The following is a 26,057-nucleotide window of genomic DNA, read 5'->3' as shown; positions in this document are numbered from 1 at the left end:
AGCATCCATGTGTTCAGCCTAGTTCATAAATATGTGTCCAGGATTCTGGGTACATATCACTATCAGATTTCTCCCATCGGGGTTTTGTTATTTCTTTTATTTCACATAATTTTTGTCTACGTTGACCACGATATGATACTGTTCGCCCAGCTTTTCCTTTACCTGATGCTCCAGTTCTTTCAACACAGCTTCATCACTGGAACGGTAGCCAAATGGAATCACTACATCAAAGATAAGATTGGTATGGGTCGGTCCCTGAACCATACGAAAATCATGCATGGTAATGACCTCATCAATATCCTTCAAAATACCTGTAACCGTTTCTTTTATCCCGGTCAGTTCCTTGCTTCCGGTAATCACCGGATCCATATGTATGACAGCCTCACAATTCAGTTCCCTTTTCAATTTCATTTCTACATTGTCTATCATATCATGTATTACAAGGATATTCATTTCTGCCGGCACTTCCGCATGTAGTGATACCATCAGACGTCCCGGTCCATAATCATGTACGACTAAATCATGAATACCGATAATCATTTTTTCTTCCAGCACCAGATGTTCTATCTCTTTTACGAATTCTTCCTCCGGCGGCTGTCCCAGCAGTGGATTTAAAGTCTCCTTCGCTGCATTAATTCCACCATATAAGATAAACAGTCCTACCGCCACACCACAGTAGCCGTCAATATTGACTGACGTAAATTCTGCAATCAATGTGGTGATTAAAACCACAGATGTGGTAATGCTGTCGCTTAAGCTGTCCATGGCCGTTGCCCGCATAGCCGCTGAATTAATCTTCTTTGCGACTCTCCTGTTGTAGAAGGTCATATACAGCTTTACAGCAATCGATATCAGCAGAATCATGATAATTAATACAGAGCATTCCGTTGCTTCCGGATGAAGAATCTTTCTGATGGAATCCTGTATCAGTTCCACTGCCATAATTAAAATAACTGCAGCAACCACAAGACCGGAAACATATTCCATTCTTCCATGTCCAAATGGATGCTCCGGATCCGGCTTTGCTGCTCCCAGTTTAAAGCCCAGCAATGTTACAATGGATGAGCCGGCATCCGACAGGTTATTAAATGCGTCCGCTGTAATTGCAATGGATTTACTGATGGTTCCCGCAATAAATTTTCCTGTAAATAATAATACATTTAGCAAAATACCTACAATACCGCATAAAATACCGTAGGCAAGCCGTACCTTCTCCGGCTTGTCATCTTCCCGGATAAATATCCGGGCTAATAATGTTATCATAAATCTTCTCCTTTTGCTTCCTTATTTATTCCGCACTAATTCAATATTTTAAAATTCTTCAGTGGCCAATATCGGAAAATCGCTTTTCCAAGTATTTTATCTTTCTTCACATAGGTATTGGTCCAGTATCTTCCATCATAGGAGTTATTCCGGTTATCTCCCATTACAAAATAGCTGTCCTCCGGCACTTCAAAGGTATATGGTCCTGTAGCTACCGTCCATGTCTCTTTGAGATAATCCTCCTCTAAGAGTTCTCCGTTGACATATACTTTGCCATCTTCTATCTTTACCGTATCTCCCGGACAGCCAATGACACGTTTTACATAGTTCTGGCTCTCATCATCCGGAAACTTAAAGATAATGATGTCTCCCCGCTCCGGTCCGGAAAACAGATATGACCATCGGAATCCAATCAGCTTATCTCCGGTCATGATTGTATTTTCCATGGAACCAGATGGAATCTCTGCATTAATTAACACAAAACGATTTAAAAACATAGCAATCAGCACCGCTGCTACAATCGTAATTACCCAGCTTAGAAATTCCCCTGCCACAGAAGCTGCATTCTTTGTATCGGATTTTCTTCCTTTCTTCCTGCGTCTGCCGCCTTCTGAATATTCCTCTTCTGGTTCTTCTAATTCTTCCCGGTTGTCCTCTGACTCTTCCGGTTCTTCAATATTCTCAAAGTCATCTATATATTCTAATTCTTCATTTCTTTCTTTTTTCTGCATCTAAATTGCCTCCGGTCTCTTTCCTTCCCGTTGTTCGTTCTATTATACTCCAAGCAGGAAAGAAATTCCACTGGAAATAGAGGTTGGGATGGCATTGTATGAATAATCCGGGGTGAAATCCATCACCTGTCCGGCGTATGGAAATCAGAGTTCTGTTTTTTAGGGAATCACGATTCCGACAAAACTTCATGCATTGCACAATATATTAACAAACTATACAAATTGTAAAATTCATATTCTTTTAGCAACTTTTCTTTGTCATTTGTTATATTTTCTAATTTATTTTCAATCCCCTCTGCAATTCTAAGCAGAAAGTCCAGATAGAAGTTGTCTGCTCTTTGTAATTTATTTAGATTTTCATTAATTTTCTCAACATCAACTACAAACAGCATTTCTATTTTTTGTGGAAAATCAAATAATTTTTTACATTCTGCAAGTTCTGTATGTAAATAATAAAAAAAGGTAATCGTTCCATAATACTATTTCGTATTTTACTAAAGACTTCCTCACTACTAATGAATCAATATTGGTATAAACAACATAATTTCCGCAAATTACATATTTATAATCCGTCCGAAAGCTGACCCTCTTAGTAAGATCAGCTCCCATATACGGAAATTGCTGTATATTCTCAATTCGAGCATATATCTCCTGAATGGTCTTTACTGCCATTTCTTCATTATCTTCTGCAATATACTCTTTAATGTTTTTCAAGTCCTCTGCTACAATAGGGTTAATCCGTAATTTCATCATAAGCTATACACCGACAGATTTCTTCAATTCATCCAAACTCATCCAGGTACTTTCATCCTTAACTGCTTCTTCTGCTTCCTGCAGCTTCATCAACAGCTTTTTCTCAGCCTTTTCACGCTCATAGTCCTCAATATCCATAACCACAAACTTGCCTCTGCCATTTTTCGTCAAAAACACGGGTTCTCCAACCTGGCAATTTTTCAACACTTCATTATAATTTCTTAAATCTGATACAGGTAATATATTTGGCATAAAATCAACTTCCTTTCCTTGATATTGCTTCTTCATTTATATATATTATACGCAAGAAAGCTGTAAAATTCAACGTGGAATTTTACAGCTTTTAATTTTAGATATTACAAGTACTTTGCAATATCTGCCCTCCCGTACTGACACTGAATATTATATGGTTCAGAATTTCTTCCTCTTTTCATAAATCAATGCTATTGTTATAAGCAATATGCAAAGCAAAAAAAGCCACAGTTTTTCCATATAATTACCCATTCCCATAGAAAACAGATAAAAAATACTTTTACTTGATATGTCCCCAAGAAAATTAAAGAGGAAATATCCCATTGATGTTAAATAACCTGCAATAACGGAATTACTTAATACCGATATAAAGAAACCGACACTTCCCAATGCCAACTCACTTATGATTGTTCCTGTAACATAGGGAATAACAGGAAAGGTGCAATTATTTTCTTTCATTATTCCTGCAAATATACTTGTCAAAATAATAAGTGTTACCAAGGCCATTATTAGTCGTACAAATAGGATTAGCCATTGTGGCAATTTCTTTGTGCCAATTATCTCTTGTATTGCCTTTGACTGTTCTGGAGCATTAAGCGGAACAATAAGAAATATTCCTACGAGTGTTACTGATTGTTCCAAACACTCCGCTGAGCGTACTGCATCTAAATTTGCTGTTCCTCTTATGATAGGAATTAGCAACAGATAGCAAATTGCAAGGAGCAAATTATTTTGCAGGCTTAACCCAAAATTTGTTTTGAATATATCCAAAACATTTGCCATAGATATTCGTTGCATTTATTCTTCCTTTCCGTTTTTGTCCTAAAACACATACAGAGAGAATGACAAACATAATACTAAGCCCTACTAATAAAAGCCTGTTCATACAAATCGTTTCAAATCCCTCCTGTATAATTTCATAGCCTCGCAATGTATTATGTCGTATCATCAAAGTGGCAATACTCGTATCACCCGATAAACCTGTCATTCCTTTATCAATCATCCACCACAAGAATTGTAGGACAATGGCAATCGGTGAGTCGGTCAATAAAGTGAAAAACATACCTGTTGCAGAAACAATCATTACGGTAGGAAGTAACCACCACAAAATGTATTTGACGTACGCCAAGCCATCTATTGGAATACCTTTGTCTGCCACAAAAGATATCAAAGGTATGAGCGACTCAAAGCTCAACAATATAACAGGAATCAAAACCATTGTTATACTTGCAAAGTACCTTGAAAGTACCAGTTTGAGCGTGGATATCTTTCTGCAGTAAATCAATTCAGATGTGTTACTTGTACGGTCAAAAAGCCACATAATCACCACAATAAAAATTGGATACAAACCTAATACCAATCCCATATAATCGCAGAACAACCGAGCAAAACCGCCTGTTATCTTGTCTTTCTCAATCGTTTTATTGTACTCTGCGTATGCTTCTTCATAAGTCATTTCCGACATACCAAAATAGGTAATCATCATTTCTGTTGAATATATTGAGCCTTCTTCCCCTATGATATTTTCCATTTCTTGCATCAGTTCTTTGAAACGCTCGTAAGTGACCTGTGAAGTAAAATGTTTGGTTTTATCTTGCTCTGCATCAGTTTCTTCGCTATTTTCCATTTTTGTTGTTAAATCGCCATTTTCATCAACGGTCATAGCATCAAATGAAATAATTGTACCTGTTATAGCAGGGAAATAGTCGTCTGGTAAATCCTCTAATTGTTCTTCTGTTAAGCCTGTTATTTCACATATTATCTCAAGCACACGGCTTTGCTCATCGCCACTCAATGTAATTGCTTTATAGTATCCAACCGGATATGTAGCATAACTATTACTTTCATATTCTGCCAACAACGCCCTTGTTACACCCGTCATAATTGCCTCTGGATTATCCTCCGATGTCTTGTTCCCAAAATAGTCATCATCGGGACGAGGCTTTGAAAGCAAAGCCCGCTCAAAACCAATATTTGCAGGACTAATGCCATTTGCCCAATCAATTTCTGTTTTGGTTACACCTCGAAAATTCTGAAACCAACTAAAAACTAAAACGGCAATGAATAAATAAAATATAATGCTTGTCGCTATTCTGCGACATTCTCTAATATATAGCTTCATCGTACAACACCTCCGTTCACTTGACTAAGCAGATACATATAGCCATCTTCCAAAGTAGGATTTTGGAGCTTGTGTTTTTCTTCGGGTGGTGTATCTGATAAAACTCTATACTGTGTACCAGAACGAGAAGTATTGATATTCAAAACACAATATTTGTCTTTGATAGTTTTATCAAGCTTTTTTGTAGCCGTGATAAGGTAAACTTTACCCTCGGCTTTTTGCATCAATTCTTCCGTGCTGCCGCCCCAAATCAACCTGCCTTCATTTAATACACCAATATTCTCGCAGGTGGACTCAACATCGGAAGCAATATGCGTTGACAACAAAACGATCCGTTCGTCAGCAAACTCGGAAAGCAGATTACGAAAACGAATACGTTCCTCTGGGTCAAGCCCTGCTGTTGGCTCATCAACAATGAGGATTTGTGGGTCGTGCAATAATGCTTGTGCAATGCCCAAGCGTCTTCTCATTCCGCCAGATAATGCTTTTACTTTTGTTCGGGCATTATCCTGTAGGTTTACTTGTTCAAGCAATGTAAAAATTTTTTTCTTTCGGAGTTTACTTGGAATGTTAGACAACAATCCAAGATAATCCATTGCTTCATAAACACTCATATTTCTGTAAAACGAAAACTCTTGTGGGAGATAACCCACCATCTCTCTGATTTTGGTTGTTTCTTTTATTGAAACACCATTTATCATTACTTCACCTTTTGTCGGAACTGAAAGCGTTGCTAAAATCCTCATTAAGCTCGTTTTTCCTGCTCCGTTTCGTCCGAGAAGCCCATACATTCCAGCAGGAATAGAAAGTGATATATCAGAAAGAACTTCTTTTTTTCCGTATCTTTTTGAAAGATTGTTAATTACAATTTCCATAAAAGACCTCCTTACTTGTGTTGTAAGGAGATTTTAATATCTAAAAGTCAATTTTCCGAAAAGAGCTCTAAAAAACTTCTATTTTGGCAGTTACGCACGCTCCAGAATTTTTAATATTTGAAATGCAGAGTAATCCGCCATGCTTTTCACATAGCAATTTACAAATCGTAAGCCCTATTCCAAAATGTTCATTACCTTTATCTTTACTGTAAAGCAAAGTTGTTGCCTGCATCAAATCTGTATCTGTAAAGCCCTGTCCGTCATCTTTTACTGTAACAACGATAAACTTATTTTTTCGTGAAAAATGCACATCAACCTGTTTCTCGGCATATCTTAATGCGTTCTGCACAAGATTGTCTATAATCCGAAAGAAAACGCTTTTATCTATATTTACGGTTGTCGTGGAAATATTACCTGTAAAAATAATATCCTTATCTTTTGCCCACAGACGGATATCACTTTCAATTTCATTAAGTAATGCGGCTGTGTTCTGTGGCTCTCGTTTAATTTCAATATTTTCTATTTTTTCAATGTCACGAACACAATCGACATATTGCTGTAGCCGTGTTGTAGCCCCCTGCATAGACGACAATGTCTCCATCAGCATATCTTCTGTAAGTTTATCTTGGGGGATATTCTTCTCCAGATAGTCAAGATAGCCTTTCAGAACAGTAATCGGCGTCCGAAGGTCATGTGCAATTGAAGCATTTAACAATTTTCTTTGCTCTAATGACTCCCACAATGCTTTATTATTCTGCCGTAGCTCTTTGCGCATTTTTTCCATAGAACGACATAATCGCCCTAATTCATCATCACCATCATACTTGATATTGAAATCGAGGTCATTATTTTGTATACTTTCTATTCCATTCTGTAACTGTGCAATAGGTGTGCGCAGCTTTCTGCGATAATATATTGCTGTCGCAGCACCAATACCGCCAACAATATAAAGAATAGGCAGACCTATCATTGCAACATAGCACCCGTAATAAGCTGCATTATCTCCGACACTTAACGACTGCCATTCAATTTCAGAATTATTTATATCAAATACATACGCACCTGTATTTTCGTCTAATTGAAAATTTAATGGTTTTATAGTCAAGTACCGATTTTCCAATATTTTTTGCTGTACTTGATTTGCCGTAAAAATTGTAATGCCAGATAATATGGCAATCACACATATTGTAATCAAAAATGTTATGGTCATAGACTTTTTGAGTGATGATGTTTTTATTTTATCCATTTATATCCAACCCCCCATACTGTTTCAATGTAGTTTTTGTCGGTGTAAATTGATAGTTTGTTTCGTATTTTTCGGATATGTTCTTTAATTACGATACTATCTCCCTCACCGTCATAACCCCAAAGTTTTTCATATATGGTTTCCCTATCAAAAACCATTCCAGCATTTTGCGAGAGAAATTGAATAATCTCAAATTCCTTGTTTGAGAATTCCAACTGTTCCTTCCCCCAAAAAACTGTTCTGCTGTTGTAGTCGATAATTAGTTCATTATTAAATTTTAGATTTGATACAGTACTTTTCCTTTCTTCACGCCGCAGATGTGCAGAAATTCTTGCTAACAATTCATCAACACTAAACGGCTTTGTGATGTAATCATCTCCGCCAACTGATAAGCCGTTAATTAAATCCTGTTCCGTTACCCTTGCTGTCAGAAAAACAATCGGACAGGATATATGTTTCCTAATAAATTGACATAATTCCAATCCATCCATTTCGGGCATATTTATATCTAACAGTATAATATCTGGTGTAACAGACATCAGCTCCAATGCTTTTTTTGCACTCTCTGCCGCATATACCAGAAAACCCTCTGCATCCAGGCACTTACTGAGCATCGTGCGTATCATTTCTTCATCATCTATAACCAATACTTTATATCTCATAATGCAACTCCTTTTTCATATATTCGCCTTTTATATTAAGAGATAAAAGTCAAAATAACGCCAAATTTATATTTTGCTCGATAGATCTCTTTGATTTTATCCATTGCAAATTATACTGATTCCCACACATCAAATCAACTGTGCAAATATGAACTTCCCCCCTAAAAGTAGTGACTATATATCCTATATCAGAACAATTTCAGCAACAGAAAATCCTTGTAATTGCAATAGAACAGCCTGCAGAATAAGCCTTGTGTCATCTTGAAAAGTAAAGGATGAAATGCTTCAAAAAGCATTCAAAATCAGTAAAAATGAGTGTATACCACCTGTATATCACTTGTGTACCACGTGTATATAACGACCTCAAAATAACGTAAATTATCTTCTATTCATGAATATTCTGACAATTCGCATGTCTTATCAACACATAAAGAAAAGTCCCATAAACACTGGGTTTACAGGACTTCTCCATATCATTTATTCACTTAAAAATTCTTAATTAGCAGACACCCTGAGCGAGCATAGCCTCAGCTACTTTTTCGAAGCCTGCGATGTTAGCTCCTGCTACATAGTTACCTTCCATGTTGTAACGTTTTGCAGCATCATCAATATTATGATAGATATTTACCATAATCTGTTTTAACTTAGCATCTACTTCTTCGAATGTCCAGCTTAAACGCTCTGAGTTCTGGCTCATCTCTAATGCAGAAGTTGCAACTCCACCTGCGTTAGAAGCTTTACCACAGATGAACCATACTCCGTTATCCTGTAAGTATTTGGTTGCATCTAAGGTGGTAGGCATGTTAGCACCTTCACAAACTGCTTTACATCCGTTTGCTACTAACTGTTTTGCATCATCGATAAGGAGCTCGTTCTGTGTAGCACATGGAAGAGCGATATCACAATTAATCTGCCATACGCCACGGCCTTCATGATATTCTGCACTCTTTCTTGCAGCAGCATACTCAGTAAGACGAGCACGTTTTACTTCTTTTACTTCTTTTAATAATGCAACATCGATTCCTTCCGGATCATAAATCCATCCGGTAGAATCAGAACAGGTAACAACTTTTGCACCCATCTGCTGCGCTTTCTGGATAGCGTAGATTGCAACGTTACCAGCACCAGATACAACAACTGTCTTACCTTCCATAGATTCACCATGACATTTCATTAATTCTTCTGTAATGTATAAAAGACCATATCCGGTAGCTTCTGTACGAGCTAAAGATCCACCATAGGTAAGTCCCTTACCTGTCAGAACACCTTCGTACATTCCACGGATTCTCTTATACTGTCCAAACATGTATCCGATTTCTCTTGCGCCTGTTCCGATATCTCCTGCCGGAACGTCAACGTCAGCGCCAATATATTTGCAAAGCTCGGTCATAAAGCTCTGGCAGAATGCCATTACTTCACGGTCTGATTTTCCCTTAGGGTCAAAGTCAGAACCACCTTTACCACCGCCGATTGGAAGTCCTGTTAAAGAGTTTTTAAATACCTGCTCAAATCCTAAGAATTTGATGATTCCGATATTTACGGAAGGATGGAGACGAAGACCTCCCTTGTACGGTCCAATAGAATTGTTGAACTGTACTCTGTAACCTGTATTAACCTGAACCTGTCCCTTGTCATCTACCCAAGGTACACGGAATTTAAGCTGTCTATCCGGCTCGGTTATTCTCTCAAGTAATGCTTCTTTACGATATTTCTCCTCATTTGCTTCGATTACCGGTCTTAAAGACTCCAGTACTTCTTCTACTGCCTGAAGGAATTCTGGCTCAGAAGCGTTTTTTGCTTTTACTCTTTCTAATACTTCATCAACGTAGCTCATATTATATCTCCTTTACATATTAATTTGAGTATTATATATACATCAACACTACTATTTTAGTATGAAATGAATTTTTTCGCAACGTTTTTTTCATATTTGTGTCAAAAACTTTATACTTTTGTGTACTTTTTCTTCTTTTTTGCAAGTTTTGTACCAGGAAAATTCATTTTTGTAATTAAAAAGAAGTAGAAAACAGTTTTTTATTTCCCTTTTCCACTTCTTTTTTTGTATAAATATACTATTTTTTATTTTTCAGATATGGTTCATATTTCTTCTGGAAGAACTTCACCAGTTTTCCCAGTGTTCCAATCAGAATCTCACTCTCCTGGTCACTCAGGCTCTCCTTGATATCATGTATCATATTGCTGTGAAAACGTGCATGATGCTCATATGCCCGGACTCCGGAATCGGTGAGTGATACACGGACTACCCTTTTATCCCTGTCATTTCTGCAACGATTTACATAACCTTTCTGTTCCAGTGCTTCAATTGCTTTTGTCAGGGTTCCTGTTGTAACATTCATCTTCGCCGCCACTTCCGACATCCTCTTTGGTTCATCCAGACCAATTGCTTCAATAATATGCATATCATTTCCGGAAATGTTCATGAATTCTCCGGAGATTAAGCATTTTTCCTCAATTTCCATCAAATCATTAAACAGCTTTACCAGAATGTCATTTAAGGTTTTATCCGCATTCATTCTTATCTCCTTTTACCAGACCAGTACCGCTGCGCCCCATGTGAGTCCGCCGCCGAAACCAGCCAGTACAACTTTATCTCCTCTATGTATCATACCATGCCGGTTGATATTATCAAGCAAAATCGGCACACTTGCTGCCGAAATATTGCCACATTCCGTCAAATTTACCGGGAATTTCTCCATCGGCTGTTTCAATCGTTTTGCTACCGCTTCAATAATTCTTAAGTTTGCCTGATGTAATACGAAAAGTGAAATTTCCTCTGCCTCTAAATCCGCCTCTTCCAGCACCTTTGTAATGGTTGCCGGAACTGTGCGGACAGCAAATTTATAAACCTCCTGTCCATTCATGCTTACATAACCCAGCGGACTTTCCATCTTATGATATGGATTATTGACCGGACGGTTCTCACATGCCAGTACCAGTCCCTTCGCACCGTCTGAGCCCTGCACCACATGACAGATATTTTCTTCGTCTGCCCGGACTACTGCTGCTCCTGCGCCATCTCCAAAAAGAACACAGGTACTGCGGTCATTCCAGTCCATAATTTTAGAAAGTACTTCTGCTCCGATTAAGAGTGCATTTTTAAATCTGCCACTGGCAATATATGCCTGTGCTGTACTCAATGCAAATAAGAATCCGGAACATGCTGCACCAAGGTCAAAGGCTACGGCATTCACTGCTCCGATTTCCCGCTGCACTTCACAGGAAAGTGTCGGCACAAGATGATCCGGTGTTACCGTCGCTGCAATGATAAGTTCCACTTCTTCCGGCTTCATGTCTGCATCTGCAAGTGCTTTTTTTGCAGCTTCTGTGGCAAGTGATGTTGTTGTCTCTTCCGTTGCAAGGTGTCTTGTTTTTATTCCTGTTCTGCTGGAAATCCATTCATCGGAAGTATCCATAATCTGACTTAAATCGTCATTGGTAATTTTTCTTTCCGGTAACGCACTTCCAGTTCCACATATTCGAATGTTCATGCTCTGCTCCTTTAAAATTTACGGAAACGTTCATAACGTGCTTTTGCAATCTCTTCTCCGCTTTTTCCTTCATATGATTCTAAAAATTCGCGGATACATTTATGCATATAAACTGCAATGGAACTCAATGCCTCATCATCTGCTCCACCATACTCCGGTATAATTTTCTCGATAATGCCAAGTTCTAAAAGATCCTTTGCTGTTATCTTCATTACTTCTGCTGCTTCTTTGGCACGCTTGCCATCCTTCCAGAGAATAGATGCAAAGCCTTCCGGAGAAAGTACGGAATAAGTTGCATTCTCCATCATGCAGACTTCATTTCCAACTGCCAGTGCCAATGCACCACCACTTCCGCCTTCTCCTATCATAAAGGTAATAACCGGAACTTTCAACCCTGACATTTCATAAAGATTTCTTGCAATAGCTTCTCCCTGTCCGCCTTCCTCTGCTTCCATACCGCAGAATGCTCCGGCTGTATTAACAAAGGTGATAACCGGACGATGGAATTTTTCTGCCTGCTTCATCAGACGGATTGCTTTACGGTATCCTTCCGGAGATGGCATTCCGTAATTATGACGCATGCAGTCCTTCATGTCCTTTCCCTTCTGGATTCCGATTACCGTAACCGGTTGTCCGTCAAGGTATGCGATACCGCCCACAATTGCCGGGTCATCCCTGTAATAACGGTCTCCATGAAATTCTATGAATTTGGTAAAGATACTGTTGATATAATCCTCTGCGGACAGACGGTCTACCTTACGTGCCATCTTAACCTTTTCCCATGCACTCTTTTCTTTTGTATTGTAAGCGCGTTCCCGCATCAGCTCTGTCGGTCTTCCATCTACTTCAGTTGCCGGGTCAAATTTGGCATATCCACTTACTTTATGCATACGAAGGATTTCATACAGACGTTTCTTTAAATCTTTCCGCTCTACAATGGCATCCACAAAACCATGCTCTAACTGGAACTCTGCTCTCTGGAATCCCTCCGGCAGTTTCTGTCCGATGGTCTGCTCAATTACTCTTGCTCCGGCAAATCCAATCAGTGCGCCAGGCTCTGCTAAAACAATATCACCTAACATAGCAAAGCTTGCTGTTACACCTCCGGTTGTCGGGTCAGTTAATACAGAAATATATAAAAGTCCGGCATCGGAATGTTTCTTTAAAGCTGCTGCTGTCTTTGCCATCTGCATCAGGGATACAATACCCTCCTGCATTCTGGCTCCGCCGGAACAGCAGAAAAGAATAACCGGAAGTTTTTCTTCCGTAGCACGTTCTACTGCTCCCGCAATTTTCTCTCCGACGGCATGACCCATGCTTCCCATCATAAATCTGGCATCACACACACCAATAACCGCATCTTCTCCGTAAATCTTACCTTTTCCTACGGTAACTGCTTCTTTTAATCCGGTTTTCTCACGGACTGCCGTCAGCTTATCGACATAGCCCGGAAAATCCAGCGGATTCGTTCCATGCTCTTCGGCAAACCATTCTTCAAAGCTCTGTGGGTCTAATACCATCTTCAGGCGGTTTCCGGTTTTTACGCGGAAATATGCTCCACACTCATAACAGACATAGCGGTTTCTTACTACCTCTGCTTTGTTTACCATTTTGCCACAGGCTTTACAAAGTACTTCCTCTTTCTTTTTTTCTTCCTGTAAAATACCTTCTGTGGCATCCTTTACAGCTCTATTTTCCTTGATTTTATCCAGTAATCTGCTCACTTTACTCACCACTTCCAATCGCAAATGTCAACTCTGCTGTTGCAGCTATTTTTCCATCTACTGTTGCAGTTGCCTTTCCAATTCCAATCGGTCCCTTTACTTTTATGATTTCTGTCTCTAAAACAAGTACATCCCCCGGAACCACCTTTTTCTTAAATTTTGCATTGCTGATTCCTGCAAAATATGCGGTTTTTCCTTTGAATTCATCCTGACAGAGCATTGCAACCGCGCCGGTCTGTGCCAGTGCTTCTATAATTAAAACACCCGGCATTACCGGTTCTCCCGGAAAATGTCCTGCAAAATAAGGTTCATCAAAGGTAACACATTTTTTCCCTACTGCACGAAGTCCCGGCACCAGTTCTTCAATCGTGTCAATCAGAAGAAACGGATGACGATGTGGGATGATTTCCATAATTTCTTTCGTTGTCAGTACTGACATTGTTCCCTTCTCCTTTATGCCTGATATTTTTTCAGAAGCAGACTTGCATTATGTCCGCCAAAGCCCAGTGAATTGCTGATGGCATATGGCACTTCTTCTTCATATGCCTCTTTGCAATAATTCAGATCCAGTTCTTCATCCGGTATCTCATAACCTACGGTTGCATGAATGTAACCTTCTTCGATTTCCTTTACACAGGTCAGGCACTCGATGGCTCCTGCTGCTCCAAGAAGATGTCCAATCATGGATTTGGTGGAATTAATCCGGATATCCTTTGCATGCTCACCAAACGCCAGCTTGATTGCTCTTGTCTCAAATAAGTCATTATGATGGGTGCTGGTTCCATGGGCATTGATATAAGTAATTTCCTCCGGATTTACACCGGCATCCTTCATTGCATTTATCATTGCGGTTGCTGCACCTGCACCATCCTCTGCCGGAGATGTAATATGGTATGCATCCGAAGAACATCCATATCCGGTTACTTCTGCATAAATCTTCGCTCCACGTTTTTTGGCATGTTCTAATTCTTCTAAAATTACAATTGCGGCACCTTCTCCCATAACAAATCCACTTCTGTTTTTATCGAACGGAATGGATGCATGTTTTGGATCATCTGAAGAAGTAAGTGCGGTTAAAGATGTAAATCCTGCTATTCCAAGCGGAGTAATGCAGCTTTCTGTTCCACCTGCTACCATCACTTCTGCATCACCATACTGGATGGTACGGAAGGCTTCACCAATGGCATTCGTTCCGGATGCACAGGCGGTACTGATATTTAAGCTCTTTCCTTTTAATCCAAACTGAATGGATACATTTCCTGCTGCCATATTGGAAATCATCATCGGGACAAATAACGGATTTACTCTTCCCGGTCCCTTTTCCAATAATTTACTATGCTCTCTTTCGATTGCCTGTAAACTTCCGACTCCGGAACTGATGGAAGTACCCACACGGTATGCATCCTCTGCTTCCATGGAAAGTCCGGAATCCTCCAGTGCCTCTCCGGCTGCCACTACGGCAAACTGGCAGAATGCTTCCATTCTCTTTGCAGAGCGGAAATCCATATATTCTTTTGCATCAAAATCCTTTACTTCTGCTGCAAGATGACATTTATAGTCTGTTGCATCAAAATGTGTAATCTCTCCAATACCTACCTTCTGCTGCTTTACTGCAGACCAGAATTCCGGCACATTATTTCCAATCGGGGTAATTGCACCCAATCCTGTTACTACAACTCTACGATTCATGTTCTTATCCTCTCTATCTAAACAATCCATCTCACGTCATTCGTCATCCGCTGTTCTTTCTAAGCTTTTTCATCAGCCAGTATTATTTCTGCATCTACATAGTCATTCCGCCATCTACAGCCAGCACCTGTCCTGTGATATAACCTGCCTCTTCGGATGCTAAGAATGCAACTGCTGCCGCAATTTCTTCCGGCTTTCCGATTCTTCCAAGCGGAATGTTATGAAGCATATTTTCTTTTACCGTATCCGGTAAATCCTTTGTCATATCGGTCTCAATCATTCCCGGTGCTACTACATTTGCAGTAATACCGCGGGTGGAAAGTTCTCTTGCAACACTCTTAGTCAATCCAATGACTCCTGCTTTGGCTGCACAGTAATTTGCCTGACCGGCATTTCCGGTAATTCCGGATACAGATGATATATTGATTATCCTTCCACTTTTCTGTTTTAAGAAATAGCGTGATGTATGATGAATGGTATGGAATACACCCTTTAAGTTTGTCTCATAGACTGCATCAAATTCTTCATCATTCATCTTCATCACAAGATTATCTCTTGTAATTCCTGCATTATTTACAAGAATATCCAGATGTCCGTATTTCTTTATGATATCCCTGATCATGGTCTGACATGCCTCGTCATCTGCCACATTGCACTGATAAGATTCTGCTCTGCCACCCATATCGGTAATCATTTTTACTACTTCTTCAGCCCGCTCTTTACTGCCATTGTAATTTACAATTACCGTTGCTTTGTCTTCTGCCAGACGAAGTGCAATGGCACGGCCGATTCCTTTGGCTGCACCGGTTACCAGTGCTACTTTATTCTCCAACATAGGCTTTATAATCCTCCAGTTTTTCAATGCTTACCGTTTTGACATCCCGGTTGATTTTACGCATAAATCCAGATAAAGTATGTCCCGGTCCGATTTCTACGAATTCATCATAACCGTCTGCAATCAGACGCTCGATGCTCTGCTGCCATCTTACAGAAGAAGATACCTGCTTCTTTAACAGTTCTTTTACCGGTTCTGTTGTGGTAACGTAATCTGCCGTCACATTGGTTACATATGGAATAGTGAAGTCCTGCAGCTTTGTATTTTCCAATACTTCTGCTAATTTTTCTCCGGCTCCGGTTAACATGGCGGAATGGAACGGTCCACTCACTTTTAATGGAACCACACGCTTTGCTCCAGCTTCCTTTAATGCTGCACCGGCTTTTTCTACTGCCGCTTCTTCTCCTGTAATTACAATCTGTCCCGGACAGTTGTAATTTGCTATAGATACAATTCCTTCGGTATTGCTGCATACTTCTTCAATCGCTTTCGCATCCAGTCCTAAGACTGCTGCCATTGCTCCGCCGGTTGGTACTGCTTCCTGCATAAAGATTCCTCTTGCACGAATGACACGGAATGCATCTTCCATACTCATGACACCGGATGCAATCAATGCACCGTATTCTCCAAGGCTTAATCCTGCACAAGCTGCCGGTTCTTTTCCAGCTTTCTTTAATGCTGCATAAATTGCTGCCTCTGTGGTCAGCATGGCAATCTGTGTATACTCTGTAATATTGATTTCTTCATTTTCTTCAAAACAAAGCTTTACAATATCAAGTCCGGTTACTTTTGAAGCAAGCTCATATACGGCTTTACTCTCTTCACAGGCATCATAGAAATCTTTGCCCATTCCAATATACTGCGCTCCCTGTCCAGGGAACATGAATACAACCTTACTCATTTTCTTCTCCTTATTTCCGATTCATCAGACGTTCTGCTTCTGATACGATAGAAGTAATAATTTCCTTACAGGACAATTCATCCTGTATCATTCCGGCAATCTGACCTGCCATCAGACTTCCATTTACCACATCGCCGTCCATCACTGCTTTGCGGAGGGAACCAAGGGTAAGCTGTTCTAATTCATCTAATGTTGCGCCTTCTTTTTCCATCTTCAGATACTCACGGCTCATCTTATTACGGATGACACGGATTGGATGTCCGGTACTGGAACCTGTTATTTCAGAATCAATGTCTTTGGATTTTATCAGTTTTTCTTTGTAGTTTGCATGTACGATAGATTCTTTGGCTGCCACAAATCTTGTTCCCATCTGAACTGCTTCTGCACCCAGCATAAATGCTGCAGCCATTCCTCTTCCATCTGCAATTCCTCCGGCTGCAATCACCGGTGCATCAATGGCATCTGCCACCTGCGGCACCAATGCCATGGTTGTAGTGGAACCGATATGGCCACCGGATTCCATTCCCTCTGCCACAACAGCATCTGCGCCACCGCGGACCATAAGTTTTGCCATAGCTACACTTGCTACTACCGGAATCACTTTAACACCTGCTTCTTTCCAGAGACTCATGAATTTGGCTGGATTTCCGGCTCCTGTTGTAACAACCGGAACCTGCTCCTCAACTATCACCCTTGCTACTTCCGGTGCATTCGGATTCATCAACATGACGTTTACACCAAATGGTCTGCTGGTGCGTTCCTTCACCTTGCGAATCTGCTCCCGAACCACTTCAGGTGGAGCACTGGCTGCACCGATAATACCAAGTCCACCTGCTTCAGATACTGCAGCAGCCAGATGATATTCTGCAACCCATGCCATTCCGCCCTGGATAACAGGCTCTTCTATTCCTAACAGTTCTGTGATTCTTGTTTTCATCTTTTATTCCTCAACGCCCTTTTCTTTTAAGTAGTCAATAACATCTCCTACAGTTGCGATTTTCTCTAAATCTTCTGATGGAATCTCTACACCGAATTCCTCCTCCATGCTCATAACCAGTTCAAACAAGTCTAAAGAATCTGCTCCTAAATCATCCTTGAAATTGGATTCTGCTTTTACCTCTCCATCATAGTTTAACTGCTCTTTGATTAATTCTGCTAATTTCTCTAACATTATTTTGTTCTCCTTTTTTGTCTTTTCTTTGATAATACTTTGAGTTGCAAATATTTTGATTATCAAATTATTTGCAACTCAAAGTATATACATAAGCATTTCTGTTGTCAACTATATTTTTACTCAAGCAACAAAGAATGTGCCTTGGCACATTCCCGCGCCTGCGGCGGTCGCTTGCGACATCTACCTTATACGCCCAGTGCGCATCCTCGCGGAGCGTTTTTTACTTTACAGGAAAGCAATTTCCTGTAAAGTAAAAAAGACAGTGTCGGAACTTTTCTGTTCTTTCACTGTCTTATGTTAGTTACTTCTTTTATTTTTTATCACTTATGCAGCTTTCTTACGATTTGATACTACAAAGTAAACACCTACTAATAATACTCCGATGCATAAGAAGAATACCGGATTGATACCGTCACCTGTCTTCGGTGTGCTGTCCTTCTCATGGCTGCCTGAAGTTACTGTCTTGCCGGAATTGCTGTTCTTGGTAGCGCCAATCACATTTCCGCCGGTCACTGCTGTGCCGCCACCGGTTACTGTAGTAGCGGAACCACTTCCGTTGTTGCTGTTGGAAGTATCTGTTGAACCATTGCTATTGGAATTATTTCCATTATCCGGAGTCGGCTGTGGATTCTCCCCTCCAAGGCTCTGGAAACTGATTCCATTTCCGGTTGCATATACCTGTGCCTGTGTTCCTGAATAACCGGAAATTGTGGATGGACTCCAGCTGCTCTGGCTTCCGATTGACGTTACACTTGCCGGAATCAAAATTGTGCTGATACTGCTGCCGCTGAACGCATCTGTTTCAATAGTATTAACAGAATCCGGAACTGTCAGTGAAGTAACCGACTTGCAGTTTGCAAAAGCACCTGCTCCGATGGTTGCAGTACTGGTCGCAATTTTTGCACCGGATTTTCCCTCCGGGCAACGGATTAACCTGGTCATTGCTTTGTTATATAGACATCCATCACTGGATGCATATGTACTATTTCCTGATGCAACACTGATGGATGCCAGTCTGCTGCAGCCGGTAAATACGTTGCTTCCGATGCTGGAAACGCCAGCCGGAATTGTAATTCCGGTTAAAGAAGTACAATCATAGAATGCTTTATCCCCGATGCTTCCTACGGATTCCGGAATTGTAAACTGGGATAATGAACTGCACTCTGCAAATGCCTGGGAACCAATGGATGAAATTGAAGTTCCAATAGATACACTGGTAAGGCTTGTACAGTTATAAAATGTCTCTGCCGGAATAGAACCGATATCTCCTTCTATGTTGACAGAACCAAGGCTTGTACAGTTATAGAAAACTGCGGTTCCCATTCCAGTCACATAAGATGGAATCGTTACACTTGTAATGGATGCATTTGATGCAAATACACCACTTGCAATTGTAGATACCGACTCTGGAATTGTAATTGCTCCACCGGCTCCGCTGTAGGCAACCAGTGTTCCACTGTCATCTACTGTAAATCCATTTTCATCTGTTGTCTCGTCTGCCCGGACGGTCTGTCCCGGCATCACTGCCAGCAGCAAACATACTGCTGTAAAAATAGAAAATCCTTTTTTCAATATCTGCATCTCTCATCTCTCCTAGCTTTATCTGCTTGATACATTATACTTCTTATCTACTTACTGCACACGCTTTGCCAGTATAAACATTCTTCCGTCCTGTGTGTAATTATTGCAGGTAGAAAGAGTCAGCAGCTGGTCTCCATAAGCACTGTCTATCTCTGTGCCATATACAGAAAGCTGTGCCACATTATTTAAATATTCCTGATATTCTTCTTCGGAATCTGCATTCAGAAAATTATAATACCGGAATACATTTTCATCCTGATACTGAACCTCTGATAATCCCACTTCAATGACCTCATAGACTCCTCTTTCATAAAGAGTATTAAACTCTATCGTCTTATGGGCATTGTAAAAATCTTCGTCCAGATATTTCTTTAATTCGCCAAACATCATTCCGCTTTTCATATTATGTCCGTAAATGATGATATTGGTATCCCTGTTTATGTAATCATTTCTGGCATCGATAAAAAGGGTGCCATTCAGGTCGTCATTTTTATCAAAATCATGTTTCAGATAATAATCCGGTTCTTCCTGTGAAGACTGCATGACTGGATAATCAATATCCGTATCCGGAATATGTAACCATCCGATTAATTCCGGATTTTCCGCATACAGGGAAACATAATCCTCTAACATAATCAGCGGCTGCTCTGTTGTCTCTCCTGTTTCGGTTGCACCTTCTGTGATTTCCGGATTCATCTGCTCCGTTCCTGTTACAAGGTGCTCTACTACATTATTCTGTTTCTTATTCTGTAAATCCTTAAGCCTGTTAGCAGCTTTATAATCCGCATATTCCGAAATCGCATAATATCCGATACAGGCTGTCGCAACAATGATGCATACGATGCCAACCACCTTCTGCCAGGTAAAATGAAATGGCAGCTTTGCTTCTGCTTCCGCTTCTTCCTTGGCAATTTTTTCTTCTATCATGTTCTGCGAACTATCCGCAACAATATCTGAAATGCACCAGAAGAACGATTTTCCGATTTCACTTTTAAAACGGATTTTCTTCGTGCGCATCATGGTATATAACCGGATTGCCACTTCCGGATCATAAATATCCAGTTCATCGGTAATATACTTGATTTTCTTTAAATCTTCCTGCGCCTGCCTGTATTCCCTTAAGGTTTCGAATTCATAATCGCCTATTTTATAAATCTTTTCATCCATAATTTATGATTCATCTGCCTTATCTTCTCATGGTCCAGGTAGTTTTATTATAGGTCATTTTGTCATCTTTCGCAAGATTTTTCCGCAAGATATACACAATGTACCATTTCTTATTTTTATATCGTCTATATCTTGCGCTTTCTTTAGTCTAAATTAGATTTTTCCAGCAAATAACGGAACATCTGCTCCGCTGCTTCCTTATGTTCGGAGCCAAGGGCAATTCCAAGAATACATTCCTTTTCATAATAACCGTGTTCAACCGGCCAGCTTCCGGCTCCCAGACGGATGCCTGCTGCAAAAGTATCTCCGGTGTCCTTATCCTCTACATAGAAGATGTAATCCTTTAACTGTTCTAGCTCGTCTTTGGAAAAATACTGTGTCAAATCTGCTATGGCACCGGACTGGGCAAGATTTTCAAAGACCATTTCATCGGCGCCCAAAACATCTACTCCACCGCCTGCAATCACTGTCTGCAGGGACTGATAGGAATAGAGATTACTGGTATCGGTGCTGGTTAAATCCACATAATATGCATCATTTACCACAACCTCCTGGGTTGCTGTATCATATCCATATTGCTCCATGAATTCTGAGAAATCCGGTTCTTCATCTGCCGGCATACTCTTTGCATTTACCAATACAATCTGGGAAACGTCTTCCTTTGTGGTCATATAATGATGTAACGTCATACCAATCAAAATAATCACTGCAACTACTGCCAGTATTACAAGCCTGTAATAGTCCCAGACAAATCCGATTCGCTGTTTCCAGGTCATTGTCTTTAAATCTGCTTTCTTTTCCATATTATTGCCTTTCTTCCTCTGCCGGAGCTGTATTATCTCCTGTAGTGTCATTCTCTACGGTATCATTCTCTGCTGCATTACCCTCTGTCACATCTGTGTCACTCTCCGCAACATCGCCTGTACCAAGAGGTGCCACAAAATCTGCATACGGTAATTCTTTATGTAAATTTTCCATATAATCATACCAGATTTCTCCCGGATAGCTGGCTCCTGTCAGTCCTGGAAGTTCTGCCGGAATATCATATCCAACCCAGACGCTGGTGGTGTAATACTTTGTATAGCCTACAAACCAGCCATCCTTATTGGAATTGGTGGTTCCTGTTTTCGCTGCACTGGCAGTCTCGGACAATGCCAGTCCCTTTGCTGTTCCTTGTGTCAGAACACCCTCTAATATATTGGTCATCCAACGGGCTGCATTGGTTTTATAAACCTGCTTTTCATCGACAATTTTCTGATAGATAGCATTTCCGTCTGCATCCTGTATCTCTACAATGCAGGTAGGCTCCCGGTATTTTCCATCATTTTCTATGGTGGCATAAGCCGCCGCCATTTCTACCGGAGAGACTCCATTGGTAAATCCACCCAGGGATGCCGCCGGTCTTTCATCCTCCGGGGACAGCTTTGCAAAATTCATCTCCTTCAGATAGGAAATTCCTGTAGTGGGAGTCATCTCTTCTAAAAGATTCCACGCCACTGTATTAATGGAATTTTCTACTGCATAACGCAAGGTTACGCTGCCAAGATACCTGCCACTGGCATTTTCCGGTCCATCCTCAATCGGTGCATCTTCCACCACAGTATCCGGGGTATAGCCCCGCTCCAGCGCCGGTGTGTATACAATCAACGGTTTGATGGCACTACCCGGCTGCCGGTAACTCTGATAGGCGCGGTTTAGCATATGCCCGTCATATTCCTGACTTCTGCCGCCTACGACTGCCTTTACAAAACCAGTCTCATTGTCAAGGCATACTGCCGCACTCTGCAATGTATAAATGCCCTCTTCATTGACATCGGTAAAATCCTGCAGCTTCTCATCCACTGCATTCTGAAGCTGCTCTTCCATATTTAAATCAATGGAAGTATAGATTCTATAACCTCCTGTATAAAGAGACTGTTCGCAGGTTTTATACTGCTCCTGATAGGCATCTTCATAGGTCTTTCGATCTTCCTCCGAAGAAAAATCTGTCCGGAATTCAAAGCCCTGCTGCTCCATCAATGCCCGTGTTGCACAATAGCAGGCATAGGTCTCTACCGCATCATAACGCTTTGTTGGCTCTGCTGTGCTGAGTACAATCGTTTCCTGTCTGGCATCCTTATATTCCCTGCGGCTGATTTTGCCATCCTCATACATGTTTTTTAAAATGCGGTCACGTCTTCCTAACGTATTATCCGGGTTCTTATAAGGATTATACATCGTCGGATTATTCGGTATCGCACAAAGATATGCCATCTGGGACAATGACAAAAATGAAACATCTGTATCAAAATATCCCCGGCTCGCCGCCTGAATGCCATAATATCCATTTCCAAAATAAATATTATTAAGATAAAACTCTAAGATTTCATCCTTGGTATATTTCTTTTCCAGCTCTGTGGCAATGAATATTTCTTCCATTTTTCGCTGCCACGTTCTGTCATTATTTAGGAAAATGGTTCTTGCAAGCTGCTGCGTAATGGTACTTCCGCCCTGGGTTACTTCTCCGTTACGCACCATTGCCCAGACTGCACGGATAATTGCCTTAAAATCGATTCCGCCATGACTGTAAAATTTTTTATCTTCAATACTGACCATAGCTTCTTTGACTTCTTCCGGTATCTCATCACTGGTCAGATAGCTTACATCCTTGGTGCCACGAAGTGACATGATTCTCGTTCCATTCACATCATAAACCTGGCTGGTCTGCTCCGCCCGAAATGTGTCCTTCGTCGACTCTTTTACAAACCGGACTGCCTCTTCATGCATGGCACTGACCTGACTGGCATACCCGCCAAAATAGTAATACGCCAGCCCGCCGATTACCAGAAGTATCAGAACTATCTGCAGCTTTACAAAAAGCCAGAAACCACGGTATTTCTTTTTTCTTTTTTTCTTCTCTTTATGGGACATGGGATTCCTCCATATTGCTCTATTTTACACTGTTCCATAAAAAGTTACAAGGCTACTGTTCCATTTGTCTTCCTAAAAATCCCGCCGCTGTAATAGCAAGCTTGCTTTCGGTTTCTCCCATTTTTGCAGTTTCATTTTTCTCATATAAAACAACTGCTCCGATGGCATCTCCTTCACAGATAATCGTGCTGATTGCCTGGTCATGATAGTTCCCGGTATCATCTAAGGTAATTCGTACAAATTTGCTGTCTCCCTGCTGTGCAAGAATATTTTTCCGGTCTTCGATCAGTTCCTCTAACTGCCTGCTGATTGGCTTTCCTTCGAATTCCTTCTTTCCGTTTCCTGCAGCCGCAATCACATGGTCCCTGTCGGTAATACATACCAGATGCCCGGTGCTCTGTGCCAGGCTCTCCGCATACTGTCCGGCAAACTGGCTCAGTTCTCCAATGGGAGAATATTTCTTAAGAATAATCTCACCTTCCCGGTCTGTAAAAATTTCCAGTGGGTCACCTTCCCGGATTCGCAGCGTCCTGCGGATTTCCTTTGGCACTACAACTCTCCCCAAATCATCTATTCTACGTACAATTCCTGTTGCTTTCATTAAAAAATCCTCCTGTTTCCTACATACTTTCCATTTTTGTGCTGTATGGGTAGTATGTGGAAAACAGGAGGAATTATGCAAGCCTTCCTCGTATTTACATTTTTAAATCACTGGTGTTTTTATTAGCCAAAATCAATCTTTTTTCATTTTTTCCTTCCGGTTTAAGATTGTAAATGCAACAACACAGATGATTGCGGAAAGCAGGGAGCCTGCTGCCGTTGCCAGCCCCATCGGGAATAAGGTATCCGGGAATAAAGTCGAAGTCAGATAAACGCCCGGAATTCTTACCAGTGTAATTGCAATGATATTATGTAAAAATGAGATGCCGGATTTGCCGCAGGCACAGAAATATCCGCTGAAGCTGAAATGAATTCCTGCGAACATGCAATCCCAGACATATCCCCTTAAGTATTGACCTCCCAGACGTACCACTTCCGCTCCCGATGCATCCGATGCATCTGTAAATAACGCCACCACCGGACTGGCGAAGAACTGCATGAAGATTCCTACGATAATTCCAAAGCCCACTGTAATCATCACAGCATAGCGCAGTGTTTCATTGGCACGCTGCCTCTTTCCCGCTCCGATATTCTGTGCACCAAGTGCAGATACAGTTGATAACATGGAGGACGGAATCAGGAACAGGAAGCTTATTATCTTTTCCACGATTCCCACAGCCGCTGCATCATTTAATCCACGCTGGTTCGCAATGATGGTGATAATCATAAATGCCACCTGGATGAAACCGTCCTGCAATGCAATAGGAATACCGATTTTTAAAATCTGTCCCATTACATTTCGGTTCGGTCTGAAATCTTTTCTGCTAAGAGAAAATTTCTCCCGCTGTCTTATAATCATAACGAGGGAAATCATTACACTGATGACCTGAGCGCAGGTAGTTCCAAGAGCTGCACCTGCCGGTCCAAGATGCAGACCGCCGATAAATACATAATCCAAGACAATATTTGCTGCACATGCAATGGCAATAAAGTACATCGGACTCTTGCTGTCACCCATGCCACGGAAAATTGCACTGATAATATTATATGCTGTAATAAAAGGAATCCCGATAAAGCAGATGGTAAGATAGGATATCGTTCCCATTACTGCTTCCTGTGGTGTAGACATTACTGTTACAATTAGTTTTGTCAGCAAAAGCAGCACAGTCATCAGCACAAGGGCAACTCCCATAAATAGGATTACCGTGTTTCCAATTCCTTCTGCCACCCGTTTCTTATCTTTGCTTCCAATCGCCTGTCCGATGCTGACCGTTGTTCCCATGGCAAGTCCCACCAGCATAACTGTTATCATATGCATGACCTGTGAGCCAATGGATACCGCCGTAGTGCTGGCAACTCCTTCAAACTGCCCGATGATAAATAAATCTGCCATTCCATACAATGTCTGTAAAAAATAAGATAAAAGGTATGGCAGCGAAAATATAATTACATTTTTAAATACACTTCCTGTAGTAAGATTCCGTTCCATCATTTCATTCTGCTTCCTCTAAGCCAGCGCTGTGCCCAGATGACGGGTCAGCAAATCCACCAGCCATGCATGGTCTTCTGCTGACAGCTCACTCTGTCTTACCAGAATCACCTGATTGGACAGATTTCTGATATAAATATAATTTTCATAGAATCCCCAGTCCTTATAGGCAGTCCACAGATTCACACCCTCCGCTATTTCTGATTTTATGCTGATGCTTTCTTCACTGAAAATATACTTGCGGTGACCACTTACCAGTGCCTTCTGTGCATTTGCATAAAATCTCTTAAGTCTTGCTCTCTGCTGTACCTTTTTCCCGCCGCATGCAAAATATAGAAAAGCTGCCCAAAGAATCATAAAAAGTGAACCCATTTCTGCCCTGCCAAGCATAAAGCTTAACATTCCGGACGGCAGACAGATTATGCACATAATCACAGAAGTAATCGTTACCACTTTTCTTCTCTTCCGGTATCCATCCGATTGCAAAGTTATTTCAAGCAGCGCATCCTGCTCTTCTTTTCCGATTTCAATTTCATATTCTAACATCTCTGTTCCCCCATTTTCTTTTCGTCTA

At 40.9% G+C, this 26,057-nt stretch carries 26 protein-coding genes; all 26 read right to left on the bottom strand.

From position 1 onward, the window contains the following. Positions 1-96 precede the first annotated feature (96 nt). Complete coding sequence (locus tag DWW33_RS12365; protein ID WP_118088109.1) at positions 97-1,263, bottom strand: cation diffusion facilitator family transporter; 1,167 nt, start codon at positions 1,261-1,263, stop codon at positions 97-99. Positions 1,264-1,298: 35 nt separating this feature from the next. Continuing rightward, entirely contained in the window at positions 1,299-1,994 is a 696-nt protein-coding gene (gene lepB, locus DWW33_RS12360; RefSeq protein WP_118173099.1) for a signal peptidase I, read from the bottom strand. Between the two features lie 423 nt (positions 1,995-2,417). Continuing rightward, positions 2,418-2,747 carry a type II toxin-antitoxin system RelE/ParE family toxin gene (locus DWW33_RS12350; RefSeq protein WP_118639627.1) on the bottom strand — a complete coding sequence of 110 codons (330 nt, stop codon included), beginning with the start codon at positions 2,745-2,747 and terminating at the stop codon, positions 2,418-2,420. A 3-nt stretch (positions 2,748-2,750) separates the two neighbouring features. Further along, positions 2,751-2,999: a type II toxin-antitoxin system prevent-host-death family antitoxin gene (locus DWW33_RS12345; protein ID WP_117841374.1), complete on the bottom strand. Its 249-nt coding sequence runs from the start codon at positions 2,997-2,999 to the stop codon at positions 2,751-2,753. Between the two features lie 159 nt (positions 3,000-3,158). Then, positions 3,159-3,797, bottom strand: coding sequence for a hypothetical protein (locus DWW33_RS12340; protein ID WP_243088659.1), 639 nt, complete (start codon positions 3,795-3,797; stop codon positions 3,159-3,161). Next, positions 3,727-5,121: an ABC transporter permease gene (locus DWW33_RS12335; RefSeq protein ID WP_118639626.1), complete on the bottom strand. Its 1,395-nt coding sequence runs from the start codon at positions 5,119-5,121 to the stop codon at positions 3,727-3,729. The genes DWW33_RS12340 and DWW33_RS12335 overlap by 71 nt, the downstream gene beginning before the upstream one ends. After that, entirely contained in the window at positions 5,118-5,996 is an 879-nt protein-coding gene (locus DWW33_RS12330; protein WP_117841377.1) for an ABC transporter ATP-binding protein, read from the bottom strand. The genes DWW33_RS12335 and DWW33_RS12330 overlap by 4 nt, the downstream gene beginning before the upstream one ends. Before the next feature lie 67 nt (positions 5,997-6,063). Next, positions 6,064-7,242 (bottom strand): HAMP domain-containing sensor histidine kinase, encoded by a 1,179-nt coding sequence (locus DWW33_RS12325; RefSeq protein ID WP_117841378.1) that lies wholly within the window; start codon positions 7,240-7,242, stop codon positions 6,064-6,066. Next, entirely contained in the window at positions 7,230-7,904 is a 675-nt protein-coding gene (locus DWW33_RS12320; protein WP_117841379.1) for a response regulator transcription factor, read from the bottom strand. Before DWW33_RS12320 ends, DWW33_RS12325 begins: the two co-directional genes overlap by 13 nt. 499 nt (positions 7,905-8,403) lie before the next feature. Beyond that, a complete protein-coding gene (gene gdhA, locus DWW33_RS12315) occupies positions 8,404-9,738 on the bottom strand; it encodes an NADP-specific glutamate dehydrogenase (RefSeq protein ID WP_118639625.1) in 1,335 nt (444 codons plus the stop codon). 238 nt (positions 9,739-9,976) lie between these two features. Next, positions 9,977-10,438, bottom strand: a complete 462-nt coding sequence (locus tag DWW33_RS12310) for a MarR family winged helix-turn-helix transcriptional regulator (RefSeq protein WP_117946123.1) — start codon at positions 10,436-10,438, stop codon at positions 9,977-9,979. 12 nt (positions 10,439-10,450) lie between these two features. After that, on the bottom strand, positions 10,451-11,413 hold the full coding sequence (locus DWW33_RS12305; RefSeq protein ID WP_022243645.1) for a beta-ketoacyl-ACP synthase III: 963 nt from the start codon (positions 11,411-11,413) through the stop codon (positions 10,451-10,453). A gap of 11 nt (positions 11,414-11,424) precedes the next feature. Beyond that, positions 11,425-13,137 (bottom strand): acetyl-CoA carboxylase carboxyltransferase subunit alpha, encoded by a 1,713-nt coding sequence (locus DWW33_RS12300; RefSeq protein WP_256385591.1) that lies wholly within the window; start codon positions 13,135-13,137, stop codon positions 11,425-11,427. 1 nt (position 13,138) lies between these two features. Beyond that, the gene (gene fabZ, locus DWW33_RS12295) at positions 13,139-13,576 is read right to left on the bottom strand and encodes a 3-hydroxyacyl-ACP dehydratase FabZ (protein ID WP_117698965.1); all 438 of its coding nucleotides are present in this window, start codon (positions 13,574-13,576) and stop codon (positions 13,139-13,141) included. Between the two features lie 14 nt (positions 13,577-13,590). Then, the gene (fabF, locus tag DWW33_RS12290) at positions 13,591-14,826 is read right to left on the bottom strand and encodes a beta-ketoacyl-ACP synthase II (RefSeq protein ID WP_118639624.1); all 1,236 of its coding nucleotides are present in this window, start codon (positions 14,824-14,826) and stop codon (positions 13,591-13,593) included. Between the two features lie 94 nt (positions 14,827-14,920). Next, a complete protein-coding gene (fabG, locus tag DWW33_RS12285; RefSeq protein ID WP_117841419.1) occupies positions 14,921-15,661 on the bottom strand; it encodes a 3-oxoacyl-[acyl-carrier-protein] reductase in 741 nt (246 codons plus the stop codon). After that, positions 15,648-16,562, bottom strand: coding sequence for an ACP S-malonyltransferase (gene fabD / locus DWW33_RS12280; protein WP_118639623.1), 915 nt, complete (start codon positions 16,560-16,562; stop codon positions 15,648-15,650). Before fabD ends, fabG begins: the two co-directional genes overlap by 14 nt. Before the next feature lie 10 nt (positions 16,563-16,572). After that, entirely contained in the window at positions 16,573-17,499 is a 927-nt protein-coding gene (gene fabK / locus DWW33_RS12275; protein ID WP_118639622.1) for an enoyl-[acyl-carrier-protein] reductase FabK, read from the bottom strand. Between the two features lie 3 nt (positions 17,500-17,502). Further along, on the bottom strand, positions 17,503-17,733 hold the full coding sequence (gene acpP / locus DWW33_RS12270) for an acyl carrier protein (protein ID WP_118639621.1): 231 nt from the start codon (positions 17,731-17,733) through the stop codon (positions 17,503-17,505). 327 nt (positions 17,734-18,060) lie between these two features. Next, positions 18,061-19,317 (bottom strand): leucine-rich repeat domain-containing protein, encoded by a 1,257-nt coding sequence (locus DWW33_RS12265; RefSeq protein WP_118639620.1) that lies wholly within the window; start codon positions 19,315-19,317, stop codon positions 18,061-18,063. Positions 19,318-19,368: 51 nt separating this feature from the next. Next, positions 19,369-20,484 (bottom strand): class B sortase, encoded by a 1,116-nt coding sequence (gene srtB / locus DWW33_RS12260; RefSeq protein ID WP_118639619.1) that lies wholly within the window; start codon positions 20,482-20,484, stop codon positions 19,369-19,371. Positions 20,485-20,627: 143 nt separating this feature from the next. Beyond that, complete coding sequence (locus DWW33_RS12255) at positions 20,628-21,287, bottom strand: hypothetical protein (protein ID WP_118639618.1); 660 nt, start codon at positions 21,285-21,287, stop codon at positions 20,628-20,630. 1 nt (position 21,288) lies between these two features. Beyond that, positions 21,289-23,394: a transglycosylase domain-containing protein gene (locus DWW33_RS12250; protein WP_118639617.1), complete on the bottom strand. Its 2,106-nt coding sequence runs from the start codon at positions 23,392-23,394 to the stop codon at positions 21,289-21,291. 52 nt (positions 23,395-23,446) lie between these two features. Then, positions 23,447-23,995, bottom strand: a complete 549-nt coding sequence (gene spoVT, locus DWW33_RS12245) for a stage V sporulation protein T (RefSeq protein ID WP_022243657.1) — start codon at positions 23,993-23,995, stop codon at positions 23,447-23,449. Between the two features lie 132 nt (positions 23,996-24,127). Continuing rightward, positions 24,128-25,486: an MATE family efflux transporter gene (locus DWW33_RS12240; RefSeq protein WP_330419828.1), complete on the bottom strand. Its 1,359-nt coding sequence runs from the start codon at positions 25,484-25,486 to the stop codon at positions 24,128-24,130. A 15-nt stretch (positions 25,487-25,501) separates the two neighbouring features. Further along, entirely contained in the window at positions 25,502-26,029 is a 528-nt protein-coding gene (locus DWW33_RS12235) for a hypothetical protein (protein WP_118639616.1), read from the bottom strand. Between the last annotated feature and the right edge of the window lie 28 nt (positions 26,030-26,057).

The organism is Roseburia sp. AF15-21, assembly GCF_003479505.1.
Taxonomy (GTDB): domain Bacteria; phylum Bacillota; class Clostridia; order Lachnospirales; family Lachnospiraceae; genus Roseburia_C; species Roseburia_C amylophila.
Note: the sequence above shows the minus strand (reverse complement) of the source record. Positions and strands in the feature narration are given on the sequence as shown.